The organism is Curtobacterium sp. PhB190 (genome assembly GCF_004365385.1).
Classification (GTDB): Bacteria; Actinomycetota; Actinomycetes; order Actinomycetales; family Microbacteriaceae; genus Curtobacterium.
Window position 1 is genome coordinate 121,059 of record NZ_SODN01000009.1, and the last position, 24,600, is coordinate 145,658.

General features: G+C 67.9%; 30 protein-coding genes. 15 read left to right on the forward strand and 15 right to left on the reverse strand.

Translation table 11 applies throughout. From position 1 onward, the window contains the following. Nucleotides 1-191 precede the first annotated feature (191 nt). The 3 genes from EDF47_RS15915 to EDF47_RS15925 all read right to left on the reverse strand — a co-directional run bounded on the left by EDF47_RS15915 (nt 192) and on the right by EDF47_RS15925 (nt 1,605). The gene (locus EDF47_RS15915) at nt 192-653 is read right to left on the reverse strand and encodes a hypothetical protein (protein ID WP_131847310.1); all 462 of its coding nucleotides are present in this window, start codon (nt 651-653) and stop codon (nt 192-194) included. Between the two features lie 108 nt (nt 654-761). After that, the gene (locus EDF47_RS15920; RefSeq protein ID WP_131847312.1) at nt 762-1,313 is read right to left on the reverse strand and encodes an LPD29 domain-containing protein; all 552 of its coding nucleotides are present in this window, start codon (nt 1,311-1,313) and stop codon (nt 762-764) included. Between the two features lie 85 nt (nt 1,314-1,398). Then, complete coding sequence (locus EDF47_RS15925; protein ID WP_132100785.1) at nt 1,399-1,605, reverse strand: hypothetical protein; 207 nt, start codon at nt 1,603-1,605, stop codon at nt 1,399-1,401. 333 nt (nt 1,606-1,938) lie between these two features. Here EDF47_RS15925 and EDF47_RS15930 point away from each other — a divergent pair, with 333 nt between their 5' ends. Together EDF47_RS15930 and EDF47_RS15935 are read left to right on the forward strand one after the other, a co-directional pair. Continuing rightward, a complete protein-coding gene (locus EDF47_RS15930; protein ID WP_131847316.1) occupies nt 1,939-2,229 on the forward strand; it encodes a hypothetical protein in 291 nt (96 codons plus the stop codon). A gap of 387 nt (nt 2,230-2,616) precedes the next feature. After that, on the forward strand, nt 2,617-3,018 hold the full coding sequence (locus tag EDF47_RS15935) for a hypothetical protein (RefSeq protein WP_131847318.1): 402 nt from the start codon (nt 2,617-2,619) through the stop codon (nt 3,016-3,018). A gap of 221 nt (nt 3,019-3,239) precedes the next feature. Here the strand turns inward: EDF47_RS15935 and EDF47_RS15940 are convergent, their stop codons facing one another. Beyond that, on the reverse strand, nt 3,240-3,635 hold the full coding sequence (locus tag EDF47_RS15940; RefSeq protein WP_132100786.1) for a hypothetical protein: 396 nt from the start codon (nt 3,633-3,635) through the stop codon (nt 3,240-3,242). A gap of 80 nt (nt 3,636-3,715) precedes the next feature. Between EDF47_RS15940 and EDF47_RS20370 the strand changes: the two genes are divergently transcribed. Beyond that, the gene (locus tag EDF47_RS20370) at nt 3,716-4,516 is read left to right on the forward strand and encodes a G5 domain-containing protein (protein WP_279586389.1); all 801 of its coding nucleotides are present in this window, start codon (nt 3,716-3,718) and stop codon (nt 4,514-4,516) included. 189 nt (nt 4,517-4,705) lie between these two features. On the opposite strand, the gene EDF47_RS20240 is transcribed toward EDF47_RS20370, so the two are convergent. The 4 genes from EDF47_RS20240 to EDF47_RS15965 form a co-directional block, all read right to left on the reverse strand. Next, nucleotides 4,706-4,999: a hypothetical protein gene (locus EDF47_RS20240; protein ID WP_243650144.1), complete on the reverse strand. Its 294-nt coding sequence runs from the start codon at nt 4,997-4,999 to the stop codon at nt 4,706-4,708. 298 nt (nt 5,000-5,297) lie between these two features. After that, on the reverse strand, nt 5,298-6,050 hold the full coding sequence (locus EDF47_RS15955) for a metallophosphoesterase family protein (protein WP_132100787.1): 753 nt from the start codon (nt 6,048-6,050) through the stop codon (nt 5,298-5,300). A 163-nt stretch (nt 6,051-6,213) separates the two neighbouring features. Continuing rightward, nucleotides 6,214-6,690 carry a DUF4411 family protein gene (locus EDF47_RS15960; RefSeq protein WP_131847324.1) on the reverse strand — a complete coding sequence of 159 codons (477 nt, stop codon included), beginning with the start codon at nt 6,688-6,690 and terminating at the stop codon, nt 6,214-6,216. Continuing rightward, the gene (locus EDF47_RS15965; RefSeq protein ID WP_131847326.1) at nt 6,687-7,025 is read right to left on the reverse strand and encodes a hypothetical protein; all 339 of its coding nucleotides are present in this window, start codon (nt 7,023-7,025) and stop codon (nt 6,687-6,689) included. Before EDF47_RS15965 ends, EDF47_RS15960 begins: the two co-directional genes overlap by 4 nt. Before the next feature lie 129 nt (nt 7,026-7,154). Here EDF47_RS15965 and EDF47_RS15970 point away from each other — a divergent pair. Beyond that, nucleotides 7,155-8,317 (forward strand): IS3 family transposase gene (locus EDF47_RS15970; RefSeq protein ID WP_133938610.1). Its coding sequence is split into 2 segments (ribosomal slippage): nt 7,155-7,437 and nt 7,437-8,317, totalling 1,164 coding nucleotides; the frame shifts between segments, so codons are not numbered across the junction. 341 nt (nt 8,318-8,658) lie between these two features. Here the strand turns inward: EDF47_RS15970 and EDF47_RS19940 are convergent. Both EDF47_RS19940 and EDF47_RS15975 read right to left on the reverse strand, forming a co-directional pair. Beyond that, the gene (locus tag EDF47_RS19940) at nt 8,659-8,829 is read right to left on the reverse strand and encodes a hypothetical protein (protein ID WP_165901488.1); all 171 of its coding nucleotides are present in this window, start codon (nt 8,827-8,829) and stop codon (nt 8,659-8,661) included. A gap of 10 nt (nt 8,830-8,839) precedes the next feature. Continuing rightward, nucleotides 8,840-9,226, reverse strand: a complete 387-nt coding sequence (locus EDF47_RS15975) for a hypothetical protein (protein WP_132100788.1) — start codon at nt 9,224-9,226, stop codon at nt 8,840-8,842. A 110-nt stretch (nt 9,227-9,336) separates the two neighbouring features. Between EDF47_RS15975 and EDF47_RS15980 the strand changes: the two genes are divergently transcribed. The 9 genes from EDF47_RS15980 (at nt 9,337) to EDF47_RS19945 (ending at nt 19,115) form a co-directional block, all read left to right on the forward strand. Then, nucleotides 9,337-9,543 carry a hypothetical protein gene (locus tag EDF47_RS15980; RefSeq protein ID WP_131847332.1) on the forward strand — a complete coding sequence of 69 codons (207 nt, stop codon included), beginning with the start codon at nt 9,337-9,339 and terminating at the stop codon, nt 9,541-9,543. Nucleotides 9,544-9,801: 258 nt separating this feature from the next. Continuing rightward, nucleotides 9,802-10,095 (forward strand): WXG100 family type VII secretion target, encoded by a 294-nt coding sequence (locus EDF47_RS15985; RefSeq protein WP_027467101.1) that lies wholly within the window; start codon nt 9,802-9,804, stop codon nt 10,093-10,095. An 87-nt stretch (nt 10,096-10,182) separates the two neighbouring features. After that, nucleotides 10,183-10,488, forward strand: coding sequence for a hypothetical protein (locus tag EDF47_RS15990; protein ID WP_027467100.1), 306 nt, complete (start codon nt 10,183-10,185; stop codon nt 10,486-10,488). Then, nucleotides 10,488-11,927 carry a hypothetical protein gene (locus tag EDF47_RS15995; RefSeq protein WP_131847334.1) on the forward strand — a complete coding sequence of 480 codons (1,440 nt, stop codon included), beginning with the start codon at nt 10,488-10,490 and terminating at the stop codon, nt 11,925-11,927. Before EDF47_RS15990 ends, EDF47_RS15995 begins: the two co-directional genes overlap by 1 nt. Nucleotides 11,928-11,937: 10 nt before the next feature. Continuing rightward, on the forward strand, nt 11,938-12,573 hold the full coding sequence (locus tag EDF47_RS16000; protein WP_131847336.1) for a hypothetical protein: 636 nt from the start codon (nt 11,938-11,940) through the stop codon (nt 12,571-12,573). Beyond that, complete coding sequence (locus EDF47_RS16005; RefSeq protein WP_131847338.1) at nt 12,570-13,280, forward strand: hypothetical protein; 711 nt, start codon at nt 12,570-12,572, stop codon at nt 13,278-13,280. Before EDF47_RS16000 ends, EDF47_RS16005 begins: the two co-directional genes overlap by 4 nt. Then, nucleotides 13,277-14,194, forward strand: a complete 918-nt coding sequence (locus tag EDF47_RS16010) for a hypothetical protein (RefSeq protein WP_132100789.1) — start codon at nt 13,277-13,279, stop codon at nt 14,192-14,194. Before EDF47_RS16005 ends, EDF47_RS16010 begins: the two co-directional genes overlap by 4 nt. Continuing rightward, the gene (locus EDF47_RS16015; protein WP_131847343.1) at nt 14,194-18,624 is read left to right on the forward strand and encodes an FtsK/SpoIIIE domain-containing protein; all 4,431 of its coding nucleotides are present in this window, start codon (nt 14,194-14,196) and stop codon (nt 18,622-18,624) included. Before EDF47_RS16010 ends, EDF47_RS16015 begins: the two co-directional genes overlap by 1 nt. Nucleotides 18,625-18,728: 104 nt before the next feature. Beyond that, nucleotides 18,729-19,115, forward strand: coding sequence for a GNAT family N-acetyltransferase (locus EDF47_RS19945; protein ID WP_279388079.1), 387 nt, complete (start codon nt 18,729-18,731; stop codon nt 19,113-19,115). 106 nt (nt 19,116-19,221) lie between these two features. Here EDF47_RS19945 and EDF47_RS16025 read toward each other — a convergent pair whose 3' ends face one another. The 3 genes from EDF47_RS16025 to EDF47_RS16035 form a co-directional block, all read right to left on the reverse strand. Then, nucleotides 19,222-19,683 carry a DUF4383 domain-containing protein gene (locus tag EDF47_RS16025; protein ID WP_131847347.1) on the reverse strand — a complete coding sequence of 154 codons (462 nt, stop codon included), beginning with the start codon at nt 19,681-19,683 and terminating at the stop codon, nt 19,222-19,224. A gap of 47 nt (nt 19,684-19,730) precedes the next feature. Further along, a complete protein-coding gene (locus EDF47_RS16030; protein WP_132100791.1) occupies nt 19,731-20,261 on the reverse strand; it encodes a sigma-70 family RNA polymerase sigma factor in 531 nt (176 codons plus the stop codon). Between the two features lie 223 nt (nt 20,262-20,484). Further along, nucleotides 20,485-21,285, reverse strand: a complete 801-nt coding sequence (locus EDF47_RS16035; protein WP_165901490.1) for a PP2C family protein-serine/threonine phosphatase — start codon at nt 21,283-21,285, stop codon at nt 20,485-20,487. 317 nt (nt 21,286-21,602) lie between these two features. Here EDF47_RS16035 and EDF47_RS16040 point away from each other — a divergent pair, with 317 nt between their 5' ends. Further along, a complete protein-coding gene (locus EDF47_RS16040) occupies nt 21,603-22,694 on the forward strand; it encodes a BLUF domain-containing protein (protein WP_131847353.1) in 1,092 nt (363 codons plus the stop codon). Between the two features lie 428 nt (nt 22,695-23,122). Here EDF47_RS16040 and EDF47_RS16045 read toward each other — a convergent pair whose 3' ends face one another. Next, nucleotides 23,123-23,335, reverse strand: coding sequence for a hypothetical protein (locus EDF47_RS16045; RefSeq protein ID WP_131847355.1), 213 nt, complete (start codon nt 23,333-23,335; stop codon nt 23,123-23,125). Continuing rightward, nucleotides 23,332-23,811, reverse strand: coding sequence for a MarR family transcriptional regulator (locus EDF47_RS16050; protein WP_133938547.1), 480 nt, complete (start codon nt 23,809-23,811; stop codon nt 23,332-23,334). Before EDF47_RS16050 ends, EDF47_RS16045 begins: the two co-directional genes overlap by 4 nt. A 430-nt stretch (nt 23,812-24,241) precedes the next feature. On the opposite strand from EDF47_RS16050, the gene EDF47_RS16055 reads away from it, so the two are divergent. Beyond that, nucleotides 24,242-24,493: a hypothetical protein gene (locus tag EDF47_RS16055; protein WP_131847359.1), complete on the forward strand. Its 252-nt coding sequence runs from the start codon at nt 24,242-24,244 to the stop codon at nt 24,491-24,493. The last annotated feature ends 107 nt before the right edge of the window (nt 24,494-24,600 follow it).

Genomic DNA, 24,600 nt, shown 5'->3' on the forward strand with positions numbered 1-24,600 from the left:
TGGCACCAACGCTTGACGTTTACGAACGCACGGCTGGGGCATCGATCACGGCGGGAGGGCTGGCTATCCCCTGGCGCATTAACGTCGTGCTGCTATTACCGTCACCCGATAGAAATAGCGTGCTGCGCATTCTCTAAATGTGTCACCCCGGCGCTTTTCACCACGTCGCCGACCGTCACCGCCCCGGCGGGTCAGCCCGCGACGGGGTGCGTGGTGCTGGTCGCGATGGTCTGCACGGTGACGTCGTCGTGGTCGCACTCCCAGAACACGGACCGTACTTCGTCGGCGATCGATTCGGGCAGCTGCTCGTTCGTCCACGCCGTCGACGGAAACGACACCGTGACGGTGACAGTCGTCATGGGGACGGTCGACGACGGGCCGTGGCCGGCTCCGCCCCACTCGTACTGCCACGCGAACGCGACCTGGCCGACGGCACCCCCGTGGTAGCGGTCGAACACGGCCCGGTGCTCGTCGTCGGCGTGGCCTGGACCACGGGTGCAGGTCCAGCGGGTGCCGTCGACGTCGTAGGTTGACGCACCGCACACCGGCACGCGGGGGTCGACGTCCGCGCCGGGTGCCAGGTCGGCGGCCGGGGCCTGCGGGTCGGTCTGCTCGTCGGTGAGGTGGGTGGGGCGTTCGTAGGTGATGAACATGAGCGGTAGTCCTTTACAGTGCTGCTGGGGTGCCCGCTTGGTCGGCGGGCGTTCCGTGGGAGATAGGGGGCCGCGTCGCCGTCGCTATCGGCGGCGCGGCCTGCTCGGCTACTGGCGTGCTGGGGCCGGTGTGAGGTCAACGTGCTGCAACAGGAACCGCACCGCAGACCAGGCGGAGAGGTGCGAGCGGTCCCAGGCGTGCCAGCCGTCGTTGAACTCGCAGCCCTGCCCGTCCGTGATGTCGCGGCCCTCGACGAGGACGCCGGCGTCGTCGCAGAGGACCAGGTGCGGCATGTTGCTGGACTCGCGGACAATCCGCTGGGCTTCGATGTGTCCGGCTGGGGTGAAGTCGCGGGCGGTGTTGATGCCGTCGCAGCCGTACTGGACTTCGGTCGGCATCTCCCCCGCCTCCCCAGCGATCAACGTGGTGCCGTGGTCGGTGTAGGTGTCGGCCATCCCGTCGAACGAGCGGCCCTCGTACTTGCCGCAGATCTCGTCGACCTGCGCACTGGTGGGGCCGTCTTCGTGGTGGACGTTGATCCACGCGGCCGCGGTGCCGGTGGAGCAGCGCACGGAGAACTTGATGCCCGGGAACCGGGTGCGCAGTTCCTTGCGGAGCAAGGCCGCGACGGCCTTCGTGGGGAGGATGGTGGTAGTCATGGTGGTGCCGGTTCCTTCGGGATCGGTTGTGGGAGAGTGATTCGGGCGGCCGGGACCAAATTCGTGTTGGTCCCGGCCGCTTTGCTCACTCCCGGCCGCTGTCGTGGGTGAAGGTGTCGACGAACGTGGTGAAGTGCGGACCTGCGACCGTGGCGGTGTGGGTCAGCTGGTACCCCTGACGGGCGCGGACCCGGAGGTCTTCGTCTCGTTCGGCGATCTTCGCCAACTGGCGCGGAATGTCGTCCGCGTCCACGACCGGGACGATGGTGGTGACGGTGTTAATGTGCTGCATTGGGTTTCCTCTCTCCCTCTCGTTGTTTTGCCTGGAAGGCGACTTGTCGCCGCTAGGACGGGAGGGTGCAGTGCAACCCGAAGGGCGGAGGGGAGAGAATTTCGGCGCGAAATAAGCGAAGCGCGTGCCGGAAATCTCGGAGGATCCGGCGGCTTGCGGCTTGCGGCTTGCCGCTTGCCGCTTGCCGCTTGCGCGGAACCTGGACGTCCGTACGCTGCCGAAGGCTTCCAGGCAAACCAACTGCCCGAAGGGCCCACAGTGCCGGCGGAGCCGGTTCCACCCGGAGCGCAGCGACTCCCGGCCTCTGGCCGGAAGCCTTGGGATACTCGTCCCATGAGCGAGCACGCCGGACACCCCGCCCCGCGGCAACGCCGGCGCCCGTTCCGAGCGATCGGCCGGTTCTTCGACTCGGTCGGGCCCTTGCTCGACTTCCTCGGCGTCCTCGCCGGCCTGGCGCTCGTCATCAACCTGCTGATCCGTGCGCTCAGCGGCGAGCACTTCGGCATGTTCGGATCCACGACTTTGTGCAACATCGCACGAAGTGAGGCACAATCATGCGAGCGCATCGACGATGCGGTGGAGCGCTGCTATGGGGGCGCATCGTCGATGCGTGCTCCGGCCTGAGGGGAGTCGATGGTGTTGTTGCGGAAGCATGCTGAAGAGATGCGTGACATGTACGCGAACGAGATCGCGGCCACCGTCCACGGCGGCGCGACCCCGTCTCCGCTGCAGGTGGAGTCGTGGGCACGGTATGACGTCGCGGCACGCGGCGGAGATCCCGCGGCCGCCTTCCCCTCGTCGGGGCCGACACAGAACTGATCGCTGCAGGCAGCTACCGCACAGTCCATGCTGGTGGCGGTGGGAGCTTGGCCAGAAGCAGTGGACGTGAAGCGAGTCGGTCGGGCATGGTTGCTGGTGCCGGTTTCCCTCCCCTGGGGCCGGCGCCGGGGCGGGAACTCTTTCTGAGTGATCGTGCGTACTCCCGCCCCGGTTTCACCTCCCAACGACGGCATGTCGTACAGCAGCGTCGATGGTGCCGCTGGCAGCATCGCCGGTATGGGATCTCGTCGCGGCGGCCGTAGGAAACAGAGCCGAACCCGGATTCAGCCAGCAGACGCGCTGCTCGAGCTGGTACCCAAGCCCCTGCCGTCCGCGGCCGCAGACCCATATGCGGCAGCGACGACCGCGCCGACCGCGATTGTCGTGTCGAACGCGTTCTGGGTGCAGTTCGCTGTACTCGAGCCGTGCGACGTCGCCGGCTGCACCGCTCAGGCCGGTCCGGAAGCGTGGGAGCTACTGGACCTCGACACGGGCGAGGAACCGCCGGGACGGTTCTGCGACGACCACCAGATCGCATGGGCCACCCAGGATCGCTCGTCAACGTCGCCGGCGGCGGATCCTGCGGGCGTCTGAGCGGGATTGATGCGGCGCCGCTCTGCGGTGTCGTCACGGTGCGAGGTCCGTCGAGCAGCGCTGGGGAGCGATGAGGGGCACGCCCCTCATGCGGTGGCGAAGCCGACGCGCAGCCCACGGACGTCGGGAGAGTCCGTGGGACATTTTCGGTGTCGGATGGGACACGAACCGGTGCCGCGTGGGCGTGAGGGCCGCTGGCTGCGACCCTCATGCCGTGTCACCTACTCGGCTGCCGCGTCCTCGCCGTCCGCCTGGTCGGGGTCGGGCTGGATGCCTGCGGCCAACTGCTCGACGTGGCTGAGCGGGTACCCCCACGCGGCCAACTGGTTCAGGTAGCCGCGGGACTCCGCGTCCGGGGTGCGCCACCACTCACGGTTCGCGATGTTCTCGAACCCGGAGAACACCACCGCGAGGGACAGGTGCAGCCCCTTCGTGGGGTGTTCCTCGACCCACTGGGAGAGCGTGTCGCCCTCCCACCCGGTGGTCTCGATGCCGAGCAGCCCGCGGGCGGACACCATGCCGGACGCGTACCGGGTGGCGGCGTGGCGGGTCAGCGCGACCGCGAGGAACCGGGCGGCGTCCTTCGGCGCGGTCTTCCGCCGATGTCGTTGGCGCACAACGCACCCCCGATCTGGGGGAAAGCGTTGAGCTGAGCAGCCCCGCAGACTTGTGCGGTCCTCATCACCAGGGAGCCGCAATGCCTTCACACCGCCCGAGCAGCCACCGCCCGATCGGCACCAACCGCAGGAAGCTCCCCACCGCGACGTGGGTCGGGATCGTCGTCACCTTGGTGCTGGCGCTGATCGCTCTCGCTTCGGGCGGTGTGTGGTCGATGCTCCTGATGACCGCCCTCGTAGTCCTGATCACTGCCGTCTACGGTCTGCTGTTCCGGCGCACCACCTGGCTCAGGCTCCCCCGGAAACGCTCCGCAGCGGCGCTCGGGGCAGGGCTCGCTTTCGTTGTACTCCTCGGCTCTGGATCAGCCTTCGGCGCCGCGCACCCGTCGAGTCCCGCAGCCGATCAGCCGGCGGCGATGGCCGCCTCCCCCGCCCCCACCAAGACACCACACGCGGCGGCGACACCGACACCGACACCGACACCGACACCGACGGTAACGACGAAGCTCGTCACCGAGACCGCCAGAATCCCGTTCGAGTCCACGACCGTCGAAAACGACACTCTCGCGCAGGGCACGACCACCGTGACGACCAAAGGCGTCCGCGGCGTCCAGACCACGACGTACCGCGTCACGATCACCGACGGCAAAGAGACCAGACGCCAACAGGTTCTCCAGGAAGTCACCACACCACCAGTGGCGCAGGTCACAAGCGTCGGCACATACGTCGCACCAGCCCCGGCGCCGGCGCCTGCACCGGCACCGGCCGTGCCCGACGGGGGCGGCGCCACCGCTCTCTGTGTTGACGGTTCTCTCTCGTACGCTGCGCACCACCAAGGCGCGTGCTCACACCACGGCGGCGTCGCCCAGTTCTACAAATGATGCGAATCTTGACTGAAGGCGCAACCGTTCCGACCCGCAATGGACACCGGCCCGGAGCAGCCATGGGACTGCTGCAGTCCCCGAGCTGCCTCATCGCGCGTTCGGATCAGGATCGCTGAGTGAGTGAGTGACTGCGATGCGGATCGGGGGGGGCGACGCTGGGTTCAGCGAGCAGCGTGCCGTGGTCGTTCATCCATCGGTTTGGCTCCAAAGGATCTCATCGTGTGAGAGCCGTTGACGATTCGTACCGGGTCCCACGACCTCACCAATTGCGTGCGCCGGGACGCCGAATGCTGTCATGCTCGTCAGCTCGAGGTGCCCTGGGAGGGAGAACTCGTGGCTGAGTGCCTCCCTGTCGAATGCTCTGAACTGGTGGGCGGACAGCCCGCGACGATGCGCTTCGAAGGTCATGTGCGCTACTGCCTGCCCGAGGTCGTACCGTGCGAACTCGGAGTACTCCATGTCGCTGTCGATGATGCGCACTTGGGTGAGGTTCGCGACAAGAAGTCCGCGTCCGGCGCCCACTGGGCCGAACTCCGCGCGAGGCGGCGTGAGAACCGCGAGTGTGTGGTGTCTCCGCGAAGGCCAACGATGAAACCCCACGGCTGCGAGTTTCCGGCAGAGGGTGCCAGTCGCGCAGCGTCGAGTACCGCCTCAGCCACGTGCGGGTTTGGCCGGTGACTGTTCTCGAATCGCATAGGGCTGAACCGCGCAGCCGCGAAGCGGTCGGATGGCACGACGATGTCAACGCCCCCCGTTTGAGTATTCCGGCAACGGTTCGCTACTTGCCGCTGCTGGGCATGCGGCCCGTGCGTAGCGCGTACTCGACATCTGGACGCTCGTTCGCGCGCGCGACCTCCGCGGCCGTCTCGATCGGGTAAGCGACGCTGTAAAAGGTGGCTTCCCAGGAGCCGGCCACATCCTCGATAACCGCGAAACGCGCCTCTGGTGAGCCCGCTTCGATCACATGCGGGTGGGGCCGATCGTCGTCGTACGCCGGCCAGCCCACACTTCCAGGGTTCACGACGAGCGCACCGTTGCTGAGCCGCAGCTGCCGCTGCAGATGTGTGTGGCCGCACAGGAGCAGCCGTTCGTCCGGAAGCCCGCCGAGTCGCGCGACGACCTCGTCCATCGTGGCGGCACGGACCCCGTCGGGAGTGACGGTTTCGAGCAGGTACACCAGGTCGTCATCGGGTGCCCCGTGGAACGCGAGAACGCCCGGAACGGGCACCACGCGCGCGGGAAGTGACGCGATCCACTGTCGGTGCGTCGCGGTGATTTCGTCCGCAGCGAGCGAGTCGGACCGGCTCATCTGGTCTCGCGGGAGCTCGAGGAGTTGCCGTTCATGGTTGCCGCGGACGGTGACCGCAGGGGTCCGCATGAGCAGATCGGCAGTCTCCGCGGGTCGGACACCACCAGAGAGGAGATCGCCGAGGTTCACGATGAGATCGATCTGCAAGGAACTAATTTCGTCGAGCACTGCTTCGAGGGCGAAGACGTTCCCGTGGACGTCGGAAATGGCTGCTATCCGCACAAGAAGACCGTAGCAGCGCCACCAAAGACGGTCGGTCGCATCATCATCGGACCATCGCGCAACTCGGAACCCACCGCTGATCGCCCGGCGTAGCCGCATCCTGAACCCCCTCGCGCGCCCGTTAGCGGATCCTCAACCGGGACCACATTCGGTCCAAGGATGATCACACGTTGGAGGAGAACTGCCATCCTTCGGCGCGTGCAAGCGCGAAGAAGTTGATCGTGTCGACCTGTTGTTCGGTGGCGACGGTGGGGATCTTTTGGTTTTGGTCTTGCACGTTGTCGCCAGCGCGGCGTTCCTCTGTGACGATCGTTCGGCCACTGGCCGCTGCGTGTGCGATCAGCCATGGATCCGCGGCATTGGCGGTGCCTTGCACCCAGCCGGGGTGCGCGATGCTGATCGCGTCGACGATCGGGATTTCCTCGGCGGTGATCTCGCAGACGAAACCGGTCTCGTTCTTCGCCCAGCTGTGCAGCTGGTCGCCGCCGCGGGCGAGTTCGTCGAGGACTTCCCGGCAGATGCAGGCGTGCCGGGCGTCGATGAGCGCTTCGAGTTCGGTCCAGGGGCCGGGGAAAATGTCGCGCGGGTAGTGCCGGTTGAGCAGGATGAGGATGTTCGTGTCGAGTGTGTAGTCGGTCACTGGCTACCTCGTCGTTGGTACTCCTGCTCGAGCTTCTCGACCGTGGGGATCTTCGCGCCGAGCATGTAGCTGGCCTCGAGGTAGTCAACGCGGTTCTGGTGCAGGGCTCGCATCACTCGGCCGACATAGGTCGGGCCGAGGTCGCGGTATCGCAGCGTCGCGTACGGCGGGTGGCCGTCGGCGGCGCTGAGCTGGTCGCGTTCGCGCTGCCAGACGTCATCGGACTCCTGCCGAACCTGTTCCAGGTCCACCGTCTCGATCAGCTGCAGGCTGTGTAGGCGGATCGCGGCCGCGAGCGTGCTCACCCCGTACGTGCTGATGACCTGGCGCACCATGTCAGCCCGACCGCCGCGCGTTACGCGTCTTCGCACATCTGCGGCAGGCATCAGTACCTCGGGACTGCTGCAGGTTTGGTTGACTCCTGACGGGTAGGGGCGTTGGCTCCTGCTGGAAGGATGTGCGCCATGGTGAAGGCGTATCCGGAAGAGTTCCGCCGCGACGTGATCGCGGTCGCCCGGAAGGGCGAGACGTCGGTGCGGCAGGTCGCGAAGGACTTCGGCGTGTCCGAGTCCTGCCTGGCCCGCTGGTTGCGGCTCGCGGACCGCGACGACGGCATCAGGGTTGCAGCGTCGCCGTCGGCGAAATTTGTCGAGCAAGCGGAGCTGCGAGACGCGCAGAAACGGATCCGGCTGCTCGAGCAGGAGAACGAGATCCTCCGCCGGGCGGCCGCGTACTTCGCCCAGTCGCAACTCCCAAAATGATCTACCCGCTGGTCCTCGAACTCGCCGACGATCGGATCCCGGTCGCGGTGGCCTGCCGGGTGTTGGGCTTCTCGAAGCAGGCCTTCTATCGGTGGCGTGTCGATCCGGTGACCGATCGCGACTGGGCGGACGCGCACCTGACCAACGCAACGATCGATGCGCACCGCGACGATCCGACGTTCGGATACCGGTTCATCGCCGATGACCTTCATGCTGCCGGCCACCGAGCATCAGAGCGGCGGGTGTGGCGGCTGTGCTCGCAGCAGCGGCTCTGGTCGCTGCATGCGAAGAAGCGCGGCCTGAATCGCAAGGCCGGGCCGCCGGTGCACGACGACCGGGTCCGGCGTGCGTTCACGGCACCAGACCTCGACAAGCTCTGGCTGACGGACGTCACGGAGCACCCGACCGGTGAGGGCAAGCTCTACCTCTGCGCGATCAAGGACGCGTGCTCGCGGCGCATCGTCGGCTACTCGATCAGTGACCGGATGCGGTCCTCGCTCGCCGTCGCGGCTCTGCAGATGGCGGTGCACCGCCGGAACCCGTCAGGGACGGTGGTCCATTCGGATCGGGGCAGCCAGGTTCGATCGAAGAAGTTCGTCCGGGCGCTATCGGACGTCGGGCTGCTCGGATCGGTGGGGCGGGTCGGCGCGTGCGCGGACAACGCTGCGATGGAATCATTCTTCGCGCTCCTGCAGAAGAACGTCCTCAACCGGAGACGCTGGGCGACCCGGGACGAGCTCCGGCTCGCGATCATCACCTGGATCGAAGCGACCTACCACCGGAAACGGCGCCAACGTGGTCTGGGGAAGTTGACCCCGATCGAGTACGAGACGATCATCAACCCACAGGTCGCACTCCCGGCCTAATCGAACGAGTCAACCAAACCTGCAGCAGTCCCATTCTGTGTGGGTCGATCCTTCCATGACCCTAGCGACCCCGACCGTCGTCGGCAGGGATGCGGTGGGAAGGGAGTCTCGTGCACAAGTGGATGGGGCGATTTCCCGGCGGATGACGTGTCCGACAGCCGATCGGCTACCGCACGCCTCGGCAGTGAATCCGGCGCCCGCGGAGATCTGGGGATCCGGGTGTGTGGTGGTCCACGCTGATCTGCCCGATTCTGGGCACGATCCTTCACACGGTTGTGACGTGAGACGCAACGCGAGAGCCCCAGCACCGTTGGGTGCTGGGGCTCTGTTACGTCATTGCTCTATCGGCGTGGTGACGTCCGCCGTTTGTGTCGAGCGATCAGGGCGTCGCCCGCGATGAGTGCAAGCGCCGAGGCAGCTCCAAGGATGGCGAGCAACCACCAACTGGTGTCGGTGAGGAAGCCGATCAGGCCGAGGACGACGATCGGTACCGCGATGAACTTCAGCAACATCGGATCGACCCTAACTGCTGCAGTTCTTGCGGGCGGTCTTCACGAAGGGCTTCGCGGAGCCGACCTTGGTCTGGTAGCAGGAGTTGCTGGCGTACTTCTTGTTCGAGTAGATCTTGGCGATGCTCTTGAAGACTGCCTTCACCGTCACACCTCCAGCGGCGGTGCACAGGACCGCCGCGACTTTTGCCACTGGTGACGGGAGCTTGGTCGTTCCTGAGCAGATGGCGACGGCGCTGAGTCCGGCGATCGCGGTCGCGGCCGTGGCGATCGCCTTCATTTCCGCGCCGGTCAGGTTGATGTAGGCGCCCGGGCTGTAGGGCGTGCCCGTGATCCCCGCGGTGATCTTCGGGTCCGCGACAACCGGGTACGTGACCGGTGCCGCACTGTGGTCAACCACGCACCGATGCCCTCGATATAACGGCAGGCGATGCCGATCGTCCATGACCGCAACCGCTGTTGGGCTCTTGCGCGGTCTTCAGCGTCAACCGGCAGATCGAGATGGACGCGATGAAAGTCACCATGAAGCGCGACTACGGCGCGGACATCGCCGCGCTCCCCGCGTGGCACAAGTACGTCGCCGGCGGCCGTGTCGTCGCCAGCTGGACGAACCCGTTCACCTACAGCCAGGGCGTCAAACAGACCGGGTGGGGCTCGGACCAGGAGCGGGTCCCCGGCGACAAGGAGGCGTCCGGCGCGTTGGTGCACGGTTTCTGAGTCCTCCTTTCGGGGGACCGGACATCCGCTCGGCGCGTCCCGACACGCCGGATGGCCCAGAATTTCATAACGGGTGACATACGAATACCGCTCGGCATCGACCGTGTGCCGGCGGCGATGTACTGGAATCTGCACAATCGTGTGAAGAAGTGCACTCCGCAACACGTCGGGAAACGTACCCCGGCAACCGGTTCCATCGTGAAATAACCTCTGATCTGTCCCTCGATCGGGGGTGCAGACGAACGACAGGAGCAGGCAATGCCCAACTTGAACGTGACCTACGGCGAGATGCAGGACGCCGCGACCCGACTCGTGAACGGTGAGCAGGACATCACCTCGAAGCTGCGTGAGCTGAAGTCGCTGGTGGACTCCCTCATCTCGGGTGGCTACGTCACGGACCAGTCGTCGGTTGCCTTCGGCAGCTCGTACCAGGAGTTCAACGACGGTGCGACGAAGACGATCGAGGGCCTCGAGGGCATGTCGATGTACCTGAACAAGGCGTCCGAGGCGCTCCAGCAGACCGACCAGGAACTCGCGAACGCCATCAAGTAGCGACCGCGAATCGGTCCCGGTCCTCGTCATGACGACGAGCACCGGGGCCGATCCGGTTCCGATCCCGTTCACCGACCAGGAGCAGTCATGGCAGACCTCATCATCACGAAGGAAGTCCTCGAGGACTCGACCACCAAGCTGCAGCACATCTCGGACGAGCTGGAGCACCAGAAGTCCGACGACCGCGCGCTCGACCAGGTCTACGGCCAGCACGACGTGTACAAGGCCATGAACGACTTCTCCGGCGACTGGAAGATCCACCGCAACAAGATGAAGGGCGCCATCGCCGGTTTGCGGGACAAGATGCAGAAGGTCACTCAGAACTGGACGGACCTTGAGCACGACCTCAGCGAGAAGCTCACCACCGAGACGACGGACGCGGGGAACGCCTGATGCCGGTGCGCGAGGGCAACTGGGGTTTGCTCGGCGAGTCCACCGACCCGGTGATCGCGGACACCGGCGTGATGCAGGAGCTCATCACGTACTACAGGGACATGGCGTCGGAGATCACCTCCGAGGCGGCGGTCCTGAAGAGCATCGGCGACGGCGACGACAGCAAGTTCAAGGGCGAGACCGCTGACGCCGTCCGGAAGAAGAGCAAGGAGGTCGCGGAGTCCCTGCAGAAGATGTCAGGCCGGTACGACGCCATCCGGGATGCGCTGACGGGGTACCTGCCGGCACTCGAGGACGGGCTCAGCGAGTCGGCCGCGGCACTGCAGGCAGCGGAGACCGCACAGCAGTCGGGTGCGAGTGCGTCGGCGATGCCGGACCCCTCCGAGAACCGCGCCGACGACGCTCCCCCGCTCACCGACGACGAGCAGGGGCAGATCGACGCGAAGCACGCGGCGACCACCAGGTCGAACGACGCAATGGACGCGGCGAAGACCAAGCTGCGGAACGCGTTGTCGGCACTCGACGGTGCGGGCAAGGCGGCGGCGTCGACGATCCGCGCGGCATGGGACGACGGCCTGCACGACACCCTGGGCGACAAGATCAAGGCGTTCTTCTCGAAGCTGCTGAAGCTGATCGTCAAGATCTTCACGTACATCGGCATAGCCCTGGCTGCGCTGGCGATCCTGATCCCCGGCGTCGGTGTGCTGGCCATCATGGGCGCCGTCGCGGCCGGGGTCAGTCTCGTCGCGCAGATCGGGTTGACCGCGCTCGGTGAGGGGAACGTGTTCGACCTGGTCATGGCGGTCGTCGGCGTGGTCACGCTCGGGGTCGGTGCCGGGATCACGAAGGCGACCTCCGTCGCGGTCGGCAAGGGCGTCACCGCCGGCAAGACTGCGATCCAGAACGCCACGAAGGTCGACCTCGGGAAGATCTCGAAGATCCGGGACGCCGCCATCAAGGACTGGACGAGCGCTGGGTCGGCAACCAAGGTGCGGTACGCCAACCAGCTGGGCAACGAGGTCAGGACGAACGGGTTGAACAAGCTGGACGACTTCGCCGGCAAGTTCAAGGACAACCCGAACTGGTGGAACATCCCGAAGGTCGGCACGACGATCAAGAACGACTGGGCCACGATCTCGAAACAGTTCGGTGCCGACCGGTTCACCAGGCAGGGCTTCACGAGCTGGGCGGAACGGATCGGCGGCGTCGACTTCCAGCTACTGCGGAACGACCTCGGCAAATTCGGCGGCGCCAACGGGCTCGGCACGCTGGTCGGGAACGCCCCGAAGTGGCACACCTACGTCAACGGCGGGATGGCCGTGTGGGGCAAGAACTACTCCATCGCCGGGCTCGTCATCAACCCGATCGGCGACGGCGCGGACAAGAAGCGTCCGTGGACCGACGACTGGAACGCGATCAAGCACCCGATCGCCGTCTGAGAGCAGCGCAATGACCACAGCAGCACCCGCCGTCACGTCGAGCATCGACGTCGAGTCCCCGCAGTGGCTCGTCATCCCGGACGTCGCCGACGCGACCCCCGAGTGGCGTGCCGAGGTGCTGCGGTTGTTCGAGGCGATCGTGCACGTGGACCGCGAGGCCGAGGGCGAGCAGCGGATCTTCGACGACGGGCGGGAGGTCGACCCGCAGACGGCACTCGACACCCTGCTCGAGTTCCGCGCTTCGCTCTACGGCGGCGACCGGCTCGTCGCGGGTCTCGGTGTCCCGAACCGGTGGCCGCTCCCCGTCGTGGTCTCGGTCGGGGTCACCGACGGAGACGACGCACGCGGCACCCGCGCGCTCCTCGAGCTCGCCGGTGCCGATGGTGGGCTCCCGGTGGAGCAGCCCGCGGTCGACGAGCTCCCCGAGCACGTCGGGGGCGAGGGGCCGGTCGTCACCCGGTACGACCTCGACGACGACGGCGCGATCTGGGCGACGGTGTGTGCGGTCCGGCGGGAAGGCGGTAGAGACGGCCCCGCCGTCGACACCCGCGTCCTCTGGCGCACCAGGGACCTCGACGTCGTCCCGGTGTTCGGACCAGAGGTCGTCGACCTGCTCGCTGCGATCCGGAACGAGGTGGCCGCATGACCGAACCGACCGCGTCCTTCTTCATGGTCGTCCCGCCGGGGTGGGCTCGGCTCCCCGCAGACGTGCCCCATCGCGAAGAACTCGGTGAGATCGTCCGGCAGGTGATCGCCAACGCGCTCCCGGACGACCTGCCCCGCGACCGTGCCGAACCGCTGCGGCAGGAGATGCGGAAGCGCCTGACCGCGACCGTGGTCGAGGCCGGCGACAACGGCGCGACGGCGGTGTACCTGCCCGTGCAGCCCGTCGACAGCTTCACGCCCCCGGTGTCCGTCATCGAGACCGAGGTGGACGACGAGTCCGACGAGGCCCCGGAGCAGGTGATCGCGGAGATCCTCGCCGATGCCCTGCCCGACCGTCGGGAGCAGGACGACCCCGGCATCCGCGAGGTGGACGGCGGCATCGCCGCTCGCACGGAGACGGTGGTCCGTCGCGCCGACCCCGGCGCCGAGCTCCCCAGCATCGGCGAGGACCTGCCCGTCGTGGACGACCGCCAGGTCGTGTACACGATCCCGGTCCCGCATCGGCCCGGCCGATGGGTCGTGATGTCCTTCTCGGCGATCAGCCTCCCGGGCACCGACGAGCGGCTCACCGATGCGCTCGTCTCGCTCTTCGACGCGATCATGACCACGTTCCGGTGGACCGACGTCCCCGGAGCCGAACCGACCACCCTCGAACGCCGTCTGGCCGAGCTCGGAGGAGCCGCGTGACCTGGTCCTTCGCCCACCCCGAGTCGCACCTGCTCCTGACGATGTCGGTCGTGCTGTTCCTCGGGACCCTGGCCTTCGTGATCCCGACGATCATCACCGTCCGTCGGCGCACGGCGACCGACGCGCTCGCGTGGGCCGATCAGGTCCGCCGTGACCCGGCCGCGCCGTGGGGCATCGACCGGGTCCTCCGCGCGGTGGACGCCTCGTGCGCAGCCGCCGGGGTCGTCTTCCCCGGCGCGGTCCGCATCCTGGTCGGCACGACCGTGCGGCTCGACCTCGCTTCCCCGACTATCGCACCGCCGCAGCCATGGGCCGCGACCCCGGACGGCCGTTCGTGGTCGGCCCCGATGTGGGCGCTGCAGGCCGTGCCGCTCACCGCGCCGGCCCCGAGCGAATTCGCCACGGTGGTCTCCCTAGGCACCGATGGTGACGAGAACGTCCTCGTCGACCTGCGTCGTGTGCGCGGGATCGTCGCGCTCCGGGGTGAGCAGGCCGCACGGGACGCGGTGCTCCGCCGCGTGGTCGACCAGGTTCGCACCGCTCCGTGGGCCACGGGGACCGCTTTGCTCAGCGTGGGTACCGGCTCCGCGTTCGGTGTGGCCGTGTCGGTGCACGACGCGATCGCGGCCGTCGCGGCGGACGCAACCCCGGGCCTCCTGGTCGTGGCGAAGGTGCCGTCCGGGGAGGACGGTCGCGAGCTCGCCCGGCTCCTCGAGCGGCCGGGTGGCCGGTGGGCCTGTGTCGCGGCCGCGCCGCACCCGCTCGCCCGGTGGACGGTCGAGGCCCGCCGCGACGGCACACACGTCTCGGACGTCCTCGGGACGGTCCGGTGGATGGACGTCGGCCTGTCCATGCCCCTTGCGGCATCAACGCAGCTCGATCCGACAGTGCTCCCGATGGAGGCGGACGCCTGATGCGCGTCGTCGTCACCGTCGTCGACGACGTCACAGGCGATTCTTCCGACGTGCTCGTCGACGCACCGGGCCAGACCCCGATGCGCAGTGTCGTCGACGCGCTCGCTCGCCGCACCGGCGGCGCAGCGATGCCGCAGGACGCACCCGACGGCGACGTCCCCTTCGCCAGGAGCGGGTTGGTCGACGGTGCAGTGCTGCACGTCGGCGGCACGGACCGCCCCGAGACGGAGCGAGGGGTCGTCCACCTGCTGGTCGTCGGTGGTGTCGACGCAGGCCGGACGCGTCGGCTCTCGCCGGGCACGTTCCGGATCGCAGCCGCTGACGACGGGTCGCCGACGGTCGGCGCGGACGCTGCGGACCACCCCGGACTGGAGGCCCGGATCGCCTTCGACGGGAGCGTGACGGTCCGGCAGGCACCGACGGACGAGCCGGTAATCGGTTCAGCCGGTTCGGTCACGATCGAGCAGGACGAGATCGGCGACGAGTGGATGGCATGGGTCCCCGACGCGCTCGTGCGCCTCGGTTCGACCGTCCTCACGGTGCGCCCGGTCGAGGTCGTGGATCGCATGCTGCTCCGGCCGCCGGACTCGGGACAGCTGGACTTCAACCGGCCTCCCCGGTTACTGCCCCCGTTTCTGACGACGCAGTTCCGGATCCCGAAGCCGCCCGTGCCGCCGCAGCGGTCCGCGATCCCGTGGATCATGGTGTTCGTCCCGGCGATGTTCGGCATCGTCATGGCGACGGTGTTCCACTCGCCGTTCTACCTGCTGTTCGCCGCGATGACGCCGATCATGGTCATCGGGCAGACCGTCACCGCCAGACGGACGGGCAAGAAGAGCCACCGGAAGCAGACCGCAGAGCACCGGGAGCGGGTCTCGGCGCTCGAGCGTGCGATCGACGCCGCGGTGCTCGCCGAGCGGGACGAGCGCAGGTCGTCATCGTCCGACGCCGGGTCGCTGCGCGTCGTCGCGACGACCCCGGGGCGTCGACTCTGGGAGCGGCGCCCCTCGGACGCCGACCACCTGCACGTCCGGATCGGCATCGGTGACCTGCCCTCGACGGTCACCGTGCAGGACGACCGCGACCTCGACGGCCTCGCGCACGAGGACCGGATCACCAGGGGCGTCCCAGTAACCGTGCCGCTCGCCGAGGTCGGCGTGCTCGGCATCGCCGGGGCCGGAGCGTCGCCGCGCGAACTCGGCCGGTGGGTGCTCGGGCAGCTCGCCGTGACGCAGAGTCCGCGCGAGGTGCAGTTCGTCGTGCTCACCGCGCAGCAGCACGTTCCGCAGTGGGCATGGACGCTCTGGCTCCCGCACCTGCGGCCGACCGGCGGGCAGGACGCTCTCGCCCTCATCGGCGCGGACGGCGAGACCATCGGTCGTCGACTGGCCGAGTTGACCCAGGTGCTCGCCGAGCGCCGGGCCGAGCGAACCAAGAACGGCTCGATGCGCGCGCGCTTCTTGCCGGAGATCGTCGTCGTGCTCGACGGCGCCCGTCGGCTGCGTGCGATGCCGGGCGTCGTGGGACTGCTCCGCGACGGGCCGGCGTGCGGCATCCGACTGGTGTGCATCGACGAGGAGGAGTGGCAGCTCCCCGAGGAATGCGTCGCGACCGTCACGCACCGGACCGAGACCGAGCTGGTCCTGCGGCGGCAGCTCTCCGCGCCCGTGGAGCTCGTGCTCGCCGACCGCGTCGAGGACGACTGGTTCGACGACGTCGCCCGTGCCGTGTCCCCGCTGCGGGACACGAGCGGCTCGGACGGGGACGGCCTGGTGCCCGACGCTGCGCGGCTGCTCGACGTGGTCGACCTGCCGCAGCCGTCCGGGGCGATCGTCGCGGAGCGGTGGCAGCGCGGCCCAGCGACGACCTCGGCGGTTGTGGGCGTGGGGATCGACGGGGCGTTCGCGCTCGACCTCGTGAAGGACGGCCCACACGGTCTCGTCGCAGGAACGACCGGTTCGGGCAAGTCCGAGTTCCTGCAGACCCTCGTCGCGTCGCTCGCGCTCGCGAACCATCCGGACCAGATGACCTTCGTGCTCGTCGACTACAAGGGTGGCGCTGCTTTCAGCGTGGCGTCCGACCTGCCGCACACCGTCGGGCTCGTCACCGACCTCGACCAGCACCTCGTCGAGCGCGCGCTCCGGTCGCTCCGCGCCGAACTCACCCGTCGCGAGCACGTCCTGGCGGCGTCCGGGGCGAAGGACATCGAGGACCACCAGGCGCACCTGGAGCGCGGCGGTGCCGGCGAGGCGATGCCGCGGCTCGTCCTGGTGATCGACGAGTTCGCGGCCATGGTCACCGAGCTGCCTGACTTCGTCGCCGGGCTGATCGGCATCGCGCAGCGCGGCCGGTCGCTCGGCGTGCACCTCATCCTCGCGACGCAACGCCCCGGCGGCGTGGTCGGACCGGACATTCGCGCGAACACCAACCTGCGCGTCGCCCTCCGCATGACCGACTCGGGTGAGAGCACCGACGTCATCGACATCGCGGACGCAGCGCGCATCCCGAAGAGTGTGCCGGGGCGCGCATTCGCGCGCCTCGGGCACTCCTCGGTGGTGCCCTTCCAGTCCGCTCGCGTGGGCGGGAAGTGGGCCGGCGACGAGGACCCGGCCACGAGCCTCCCGTTCGTCCGCGTGCTCGACTGGCGCGACTTCGCGACCGCACCGCCCGCGCGCCCCGTCCGGAGCGACCGCGCGACGGCTGCGACCGACCTGTCGGTCCTCGTCGGCGCGATGGCTGACGCGCGCGACCGGCTCGCAATCGGTCCCCTGCACAGTCCGTGGCTCCCACCGCTGCCCGAACTGCTCCCGCTCGATGCCGTCGGTACGGCAGCCGTCGGCGCGGAACGGACCCGCGCCGCGATCGACGGAGTGCTCCGGTTCCCCTACGGCACGGAGGACCTCCCCGACACCCAGGAGCAGCGCGCCGCCGAGATCGACCTCGATCGCTTCAGCCACCTCTACGTCGTCGGCGCACCCGGCTCCGGCCGTTCACTCGCGCTGCGGACCATCGCGGCCTCCGCCGCTGCGTCCATCCCGTCGACCGAACTGCACCTGTACGCGATCGACTGCGGCAACGGCGCCATGGCGTCGCTGCAGACGCTGCCGCACTGCGGCGGGGTGGTGCAGCGCACCCAGGTCGAGCGCGCGACCCGGCTCATCGACCGACTCACGCGCGAGACCGCCCGGCGACACGACGTCATCGCCGCCGCGAGCGCGTCCGACATCACCGAGCAGCGGCTCCTCGCCGATCCGGGCGAACGCCTGCCGCACGTGCTGGTGCTCGTCGACCGGTGGGAGAACTTCACGACGTCGCTCGGCGAGGTCGACGGCGGTGCCCTCACCGACGCGCTGCAAGCGTTGCTGCGTGACGGCGCCGCGGCCGGCATCCACGTCGTCGTTTCCGGCGACCGGACGCTCCTGTCGTCCCGGATGTCGACGCTCACCGACGACAAGATCGTGCTGCGCCTGACCGACCGGCTCGACTACTCGCTCGGTGGCATCAACCACCGCAAGCTCCCGGCGACGATCCCTGCGGGACGCGGCTTCCGGGCGGACTCCGGCATCGAGGTGCAGTTCGCCTCGCTCGGATCAGACGTGTCCGGAGCGGGACAGACCGCCGCCGTCCGAGACCTCGCGACGTCACTGCGTGCCGGTGCCGCCGTGCCGCCGTCTCCGCGACCGTTCCGCGTCGACGCCCTGCCGAAGGATTTGGACCTCGACGGGGCACTCGCGCTCGAGTCAGCGCCGTCGCTGTCGCCGATGGTCGCGGTGACCGGGATCGGCGGCGACGACATGGAGCTGCAGACCGTCGACCTGTCGACCGGTGGCGGGACCTTCATTGTCGCGGGCCCGTCGCGGTCCGGGCGGTCGACGATGCTCGCGTCGATGGCGCGGTCGCTGCTCGCGGGCGGGACGGAACTCGTGGTTTTGGCGCCACGCCAGGGTGCGGTCCGCGACCTCGACGGGTTGCCCGGGGTCCGCGCAGTGTTCTCCGGCGACGACGTCACCGTGGAGGACCTGTCCCCCGTCCTCACGGCGTCCGGGAGACCGACGGTCCTCGTCGTCGACGACGGCGAGCTCCTCATCGACTGCACCGCCGCGAAGTGGCTCCGCGAGTGGGGGCGAGCCGCCGCGGATAACCGGCAGGGGCTCCTGCTCGGCGGGAATACCACCGGCCTCGCAGCCGGCTTCGGCGGCTGGCAGGTCGACGCCAAGAAGAACCGTCGCGGTGCCCTGCTCTCCCCGCAGGACACGCTTGCCGGCGACCTCATCGGCGTCCGGATCTCGCGGTCCTCGATCTCCAGCCGCATCGAGCCCGGCACCGCCCTCGTCCACCTCGGCACCGGGGTCGCGTCCACGCTGCAGGTGCCGTCGGTCACGGCGAACACGAGGACGGGGAGCGAGGCGGTCGCGTTCGCGGAGCGCTGACGCCCCGACGCTGCGCGCAACCTGAGCATCGGGCCCCTGGAGAACCTTGCCTTCTTCATGCGACCACGCTAGCCAGCGCCAGACGTCGAGGGTGCGATCTCAGCCTGTCCGACCCTTGCCACCGCCACCGCCGCGTCCGTGCCGGAAGTCGGCACGTGTTCGTGGCCGAGTCGGCCAACGGCCGGCTCCTCGGCGTCGCCAGCACGACGCACACATCCGAAGCACGGGACGGCCTTCCCGCACTCGAATTGTCGACCCTGTACGTCGATCAGGGCTCACACGGAACAGGGTTGGCGTCGAATCTCCTCCACGCCGCGATCGGCGGAGACGACGCGCACCTGCTCGTGTTCTCGTTCAATCTGCGCGCCCAGCGCTTCTACGCGAAGCACGGATTCGAGCGCATCGGCAGACGGCAGCTCGACCCAGGAACCGGACTCAACGCAGAACGATGGATCCGACAGTTCACCAATTCCGACAGTCCGACTGAGTAGCCGATCGTTCACCGAGACGGGTTGAGCAGATGCGCCGTGTCTCATGCCAGGGACCGTGAAGGGCACCGATCGTGTGATCGGTGCCCTTCACATCATCGCTTGTAAGTCAAGCTCGTTCGCGTGCGCTGACTCGGGGCAGGACGATGCCGAGGATGATCATCGCGACGGCGAGGAAGGCGTGGAGCACGTTGTCGGCGCTGTTGAGCGGAACGAAGTTCGCCGCGCCGGTCATGCTGGCGGTGAAGAGGCCGTAGATGAACAGCACCGCGTAGATGATGCCGCCGACCAGCAGGTAGAGCCGTGCGCCGCCGGCAGAACGGGCTGCGGCAACGCCGACGATGCCGAAGAGCAAGTGCACGATGTTGTGCAAGACGGATACCTGGAACAGGCCCAGGAGCAGGGCCATGGATCCGTGACCGGCCATCGACATGGACCCCATGTCCATGGTGAGTCCGGGGATGAAGCCGGCGATGCCGACGATCAGGAAGACCACGCCGAACAGCAGGGCGCCCTTCTGGGTGAGGGTGGCGGCGAAGCCGGTGCGCGGAGCTGCTGCGTTGCTGGACATGAGAGGTGCCTTTCGGTCGATGTGCTGGTGGCGTGGCGCGTGAGTGGTCAGGTGGTTGACGATTGGGGTTGTAGCCGATGACGGAGCGCGGTCAACCCGTCTCGGACTCGGGTTTTCGCGGTTCCGACGGTGGTGTGCAGGTCGCGGGCAACTTCCTCGGTGCTGCGCTCACCCAGGTAGCGGAGGATGACGGCCTCACGTTGCTTTTCGGTCAGCTCTGCCAGCGCTCCACGGAGTCGTGCCCGTGAGAAGTGAGCGTCGAACTGGTCGAGGCTGTGGTCGGTGCTGTGGTGATCGCGGATCCCGAGGCGAAAGTCCCGGCGGCGGGACGCTTCACGGCTACGGATCCGATCGATGGCTCGTCGATGGGCGATTGTGCGCAGCCATGACTCGAGCGTGGCGCGAGTCGGGTCGTACCGGGCCGGGTGCTGCCACCACTCGAGGAACGCTTCATGGACGACGTCTTCAGCGAGGTGACGGTCGATGATGATCGTTCCCACGAAACCGCGCAACCCAGACGCGTGCTGCCGGTAGGCGGCCGTGAACGGGTCGATAGCTGTTGGTTGGGTGCCGGGCATGTGGGGCGTACCGATCTTTCTACTGGTGATGGGTTCACCGTAGGCGTTCGGATCACGACCGGTTTCCCCCAGTCCGGGGACCGCGTCGCACGTCGTCCGGGTACTCCGCGGTCGAACTGGAGCCCGACGCCTCTTCAGGCACCTGCCGTTCGCGCACTGCCCTGCACCGATCGATCTCTCAGCGAGGCGATGGCATCACGCGCCGCATGGCCACAACACTGTGTCAGGGGTGGCGGCGGATCGCGGTGAGGGTGGTGTCGTCGTCGAGGTCTGGGCCCGCGGCTTCGAGGAAGGCGGTGAGCGCAAGCTGCAGGTGCGTCGCTGTTCGCAGTTCGATGGCGAGTTGCGTGAGTGTGTGCATGGACGCGTCGGGGAGCTCGAACAGGCCATCGGTGACGATCAGGAGCAGCTCCCCGGGGGCGAGATGGAGGATACGGGGCAGGCGAGGTATCCCGGCGGGTTGCAGGCCGATCGGGAAGTCCGCCGATGGGATCCGTTCAACGGCACCGGTTGTGTGGGCGTGCGCGGTGAGGCCGTGGCCCGCGTCGACGAACTCGATCCGTCCATCCCGGAATCGCAGCCGGGCGTGGAACAAGGTCGCGAACGCGGATGCGCGTTCGAAGTGGTCTCGGGTCGCGGTCTCCGCAGCGTCGACGGCTTCGCCGGGTGGTTCCTGGCGGAACACCTCAAGGCTGCCGAGGAGGTTCGCAGCGAGCACCCCTGAGGCGAGGCCTTTGCCCATGACGTCCCCCACCGTGACCGTGGCGTACCCGCGCTGGCTGTCCACAGTGACATCAGACAGGTCTCCGGAGATCCCTCGCGCAGACCGTGCCGTGGTCGCGATCGTGTACTCGTCGAGCACGGCGGGTGCAGGACGCATCGCTCGCTGGACCGCGTCGATCCAGTAGGAGTCAGCGCTGTCGAGTTCGTCGTCACCGTCCTCGCGTGGGGCGCGCGTGGCGGTCGTCATCTCACCCACGCGATGCGTCGTCTCATCTGCTTCCCCCTGCTCGATGGTATGCAACTCCCGACCCGCTGTGAGCGGCGCACAGCCCGCAGGGGTCCGGGATGGTGCCCCTGCGACACCATCCCGGCTGGACGCCGTTGCGTGCAGCAACAGGCGCCCTGTTGACCCAGGAGCATGCTCAAACCGGGTTGCCGGAGACACTAACTCCGATTGATGCGACCGCGATGTCGGCATTTTCACCGACCACTGTCTGCTCCTGCACCGGTACTGTCCGTGATCCATCTGACGCAGCAACCAGTCGCGGGTTGCTGTTTCCGGGAAGCGTGGCCCAGTCTGGGCGAGTAAGACACGCGTGAAGGAAACAGGGGTCCCAGATGTTGTCACTGGTGTACGTGAGCACGATGGCTCGCCCGGTCACGGACGAGGAGCTCGCGGAGATCCTCGTGATCGCCCGGGAGAAGAACCTGCAGCTGGGCATCACCGGGATCCTGGCCCATCAGGGCAGCAACTGTCTCGGGATCATCGAAGGCGACGACGACGTCGTCCGGGAGCGGTTCGCCGGGATCCGGCAGGACCCACGCCACATCAACGTCCGTGAAGTGGCCGTCGATCACATCAGTGCGCGGGCATTCCCAGAATGGTCGATGGCGTTCCAATCCGCCGACCCTCTCATCAAGGACATCCCGGGATTTCTCGACCTGTTCACCGACCATCCGGACCCCGTCCCGGGCGGCGGCAACACATCGCGGGCGAAAGCACTCCTGGAGTGGTTCCGGAAGCACCCCCTCGCACCATTGACCGACCAGGGCGTCGGCGATGCGATCGAGCCGCGTCTGCAGATCATCAGCGCCGCGATCATGGTGCTGCACGATGTCGGCGTGGAACGGGCCGACATGGACCAGATCGCCGACACCGCAGGGATCAGCGTCGACGCACTCCGACAGCACTTCCCGACCCGGCAGAGCCTGCTGACCGCCACCGTCGACCGGTGGTCCAGCACCCTGTCTCGGCCCTTGCTGCCCATCGCCGAGCAGTACGGCGCGGTCGCATACCTGCACGCGCTCATCGTCGCGTACTCGGAAGAACCCGCACTGATGCGGCTGCTCGCATCAACCCTTGCAGCAAGCTCCGACCCAGCAAACGAGGGTGCGGACTACTACCGCACCCTGTACCTCCGGTTCCGGCAGACCATCCGCACCGCCCTCGAGCACGACATCCGTACTGGTCGAGAACCGAACACGATGGAGCCCGCCCGCGCCACGGAACAGCTCCTCGCCCTCTACGACGGCCTCCGCGTGCAGTCGCTCCTCGTGCCCGGATTCGACATCATCGAAGCCTTCGACCGCGCAGCATCACGCATGCGCCGAGGCTGGTCCGAGGACTACCGCCGTACTGACCTCTTCGAGATCCCACTCGACCGCACCCGCGAACACACTGCACGCCCCGACCTGTTCGGCTCCCAGTAGGTTCGCGCTCCCGTTGGAGGCGCGGGGCGGCCACCGGATAGGTGGCAGCCGCCCCGCTCGCAACGGGAACCACCCCGCTGCTGCTCCACAGTTTGCACCCACCCCCGGCTCGTGCTTGCGGAGGTGTGCGGACCGTTCGGGTCATCCCGCACGTCCCCGGGATGGTGCACACCGCTCAACTCTCCTCCGCGGAGAACGCGAACCGAGACGACGATGAGAGATCCGCGGCGTCGATGCCGCGGAGCGCACCGTCTGCATGGACCTGAGCGGGGTCAATTTCCAGGGGTGCGGGGTAACGGCCGATTTCTTGAAGCTCGGCGGTACCCCCGGTGCGTCGTGCGGACCCGAACTGCCCGGCGGACCTTCCACTATCCGACAGTTGTGGGTCTGTGACCAGTCCGCACCATCGCGGACCCAGCAGAACCGGGTTACTGCGTGGGGGTGTCTTCTTCGGGGTTAAAGTGCGAGTCGGTATCGGAGTAACCGGCGGCGAGCCCGTCCGGGTGGTTCGGGATGGTGCTGCCGTCACCGAGACCAGCGGGCTTCACCGTGCCATCCGAGTCGGTGGTGGGCACTTCCACGCCGGGCCCCTCGAGGGCACCGTCATCGTTTGGGACGGAGGGTGGGGTGATGTTGCTCATTGTGTCTCCTTCACTGTTCCGGTGCTGGTGGTTGTGGTGGGGTGGAGGGCTGCGAGGTCGTTGAGGAACCGGGTAATGATCTCCGCGTCCGCTAGGGGAATGGCGGCACAGAGGGCGGCGATGTGCGCGGCAAGTGGGTCGGTGTCGTCTCGATCCGGTGTAGCCAGAGTCAGCTGCACGTAGCTGGAGCGTCGATCGGTGGGGTTTGGCACTCGCGTGAGAAATCCGGACGCCTCCAACCGGTCTAGCAGGCTCGTCATCGACGGCGTGGTGATGCCGAGGTGCTCGCCGAGCTGCTTCGGCGTGCACGGCTCATCCCGCGCCGACGCAGCCCGGAGGTACCGGAGCGCCTCCCGCTCCGTGATCGACGTGTGTCCTGCGGCCGCCCGAGTGCGCTCAAGCCGCGCAGCCGCATACCGGCATCGCTCGACCGCATCGAGCAACGCGGCCACGGGTACAACAGGCGTCTCCGACATGCCCCCACCGTACAAACTCGGCCGTTCCGCGGCGCTCGGGCGATGGCTTACAACAGCCATCCCGCACCTCACAAACTACCTGGCCGAACCCGGGTGGTGCTCGGTGCCGTTTACGGGGCTGCGCCGCGGAACCCTAGCCGCTGGCCGTCCGAGCTGCTGCTCGGGTTGGAATCGTCACGCGCACCAGCGGACGTCGTAGCGCGAGGGCGCCTGCCCCCTGACCCGAACCACGGGCAGGCGCCCACACCTCATGTCCTACGCCGAGCAAACCTCACACGGTCACGGTTCTTGCGCAGTCCGGATACGTCGTCGTGGCGCGTGCTCCCTGCAGGGCGCGGGAAGCCCGGACGTCTGTCCGGGCCTCGGCTGGCGCACTGGCATGCGGACGGGCCGCCGCTAGGCGGCCGGCAGCTGCGGGTTGGAGGGCCTGATGGGTGAGGACGGTGCGCACGTTCCGGCCGGGGTGCTGCTACTGGAATCAGTGAACCGGCTTCGCGTCGCGGAGACGATGCTCCAGAACCGTGCACGCGCTCGGATGGGCCTGAAGGCAAATGATTTCCAGACGGTGCAGTTCCTCGCCGCGCGAGAAGCCGGCGGCTTCCCCGCGCGCGCAGCAGACCTCGCGGAGGCGCTCGGTGTCAGCAGTGCGGCGGCGACGATGACGATCGACCGGCTCGTGTGAATGCTCAACCCAGACGTCACCGCAGCGACCCGGTACGGCGGCAACTGATCACCCTCCAGAAGGACACCATCGGCGATAGCGTCTCGGATGAGCTGCTCGACCCGCTG

Coding starts and splice junctions, on each gene's coding strand:
- EDF47_RS15915 (WP_131847310.1), bottom strand. CDS start 653: ATGTTCATCACCTACGAACGCCCCACCCACCTCACCGACGAGCAGACC.
- EDF47_RS15920 (WP_131847312.1), bottom strand. CDS start 1,313: ATGACTACCACCATCCTCCCCACGAAGGCCGTCGCGGCCTTGCTCCGC.
- EDF47_RS15925 (WP_132100785.1), bottom strand. CDS start 1,605: ATGCAGCACATTAACACCGTCACCACCATCGTCCCGGTCGTGGACGCG.
- EDF47_RS15930 (WP_131847316.1), top strand. CDS start 1,939: ATGAGCGAGCACGCCGGACACCCCGCCCCGCGGCAACGCCGGCGCCCG.
- EDF47_RS15935 (WP_131847318.1), top strand. CDS start 2,617: ATGTCGTACAGCAGCGTCGATGGTGCCGCTGGCAGCATCGCCGGTATG.
- EDF47_RS20370 (WP_279586389.1), top strand. CDS start 3,716: ATGCCTTCACACCGCCCGAGCAGCCACCGCCCGATCGGCACCAACCGC.
- EDF47_RS15965 (WP_131847326.1), bottom strand. CDS start 7,025: ATGGTGCGCCAGGTCATCAGCACGTACGGGGTGAGCACGCTCGCGGCC.
- EDF47_RS19940 (WP_165901488.1), bottom strand. CDS start 8,829: ATGTTGCTGAAGTTCATCGCGGTACCGATCGTCGTCCTCGGCCTGATC.
- EDF47_RS15980 (WP_131847332.1), top strand. CDS start 9,337: ATGAAAGTCACCATGAAGCGCGACTACGGCGCGGACATCGCCGCGCTC.
- EDF47_RS15985 (WP_027467101.1), top strand. CDS start 9,802: ATGCCCAACTTGAACGTGACCTACGGCGAGATGCAGGACGCCGCGACC.
- EDF47_RS15990 (WP_027467100.1), top strand. CDS start 10,183: ATGGCAGACCTCATCATCACGAAGGAAGTCCTCGAGGACTCGACCACC.
- EDF47_RS15995 (WP_131847334.1), top strand. CDS start 10,488: ATGCCGGTGCGCGAGGGCAACTGGGGTTTGCTCGGCGAGTCCACCGAC.
- EDF47_RS16000 (WP_131847336.1), top strand. CDS start 11,938: ATGACCACAGCAGCACCCGCCGTCACGTCGAGCATCGACGTCGAGTCC.
- EDF47_RS16005 (WP_131847338.1), top strand. CDS start 12,570: ATGACCGAACCGACCGCGTCCTTCTTCATGGTCGTCCCGCCGGGGTGG.
- EDF47_RS16015 (WP_131847343.1), top strand. CDS start 14,194: ATGCGCGTCGTCGTCACCGTCGTCGACGACGTCACAGGCGATTCTTCC.
- EDF47_RS16025 (WP_131847347.1), bottom strand. CDS start 19,683: ATGTCCAGCAACGCAGCAGCTCCGCGCACCGGCTTCGCCGCCACCCTC.
- EDF47_RS16030 (WP_132100791.1), bottom strand. CDS start 20,261: ATGCCCGGCACCCAACCAACAGCTATCGACCCGTTCACGGCCGCCTAC.
- EDF47_RS16040 (WP_131847353.1), top strand. CDS start 21,603: ATGTTGTCACTGGTGTACGTGAGCACGATGGCTCGCCCGGTCACGGAC.
- EDF47_RS16045 (WP_131847355.1), bottom strand. CDS start 23,335: ATGAGCAACATCACCCCACCCTCCGTCCCAAACGATGACGGTGCCCTC.
- EDF47_RS16050 (WP_133938547.1), bottom strand. CDS start 23,811: ATGTCGGAGACGCCTGTTGTACCCGTGGCCGCGTTGCTCGATGCGGTC.
- EDF47_RS16055 (WP_131847359.1), top strand. CDS start 24,242: ATGGGTGAGGACGGTGCGCACGTTCCGGCCGGGGTGCTGCTACTGGAA.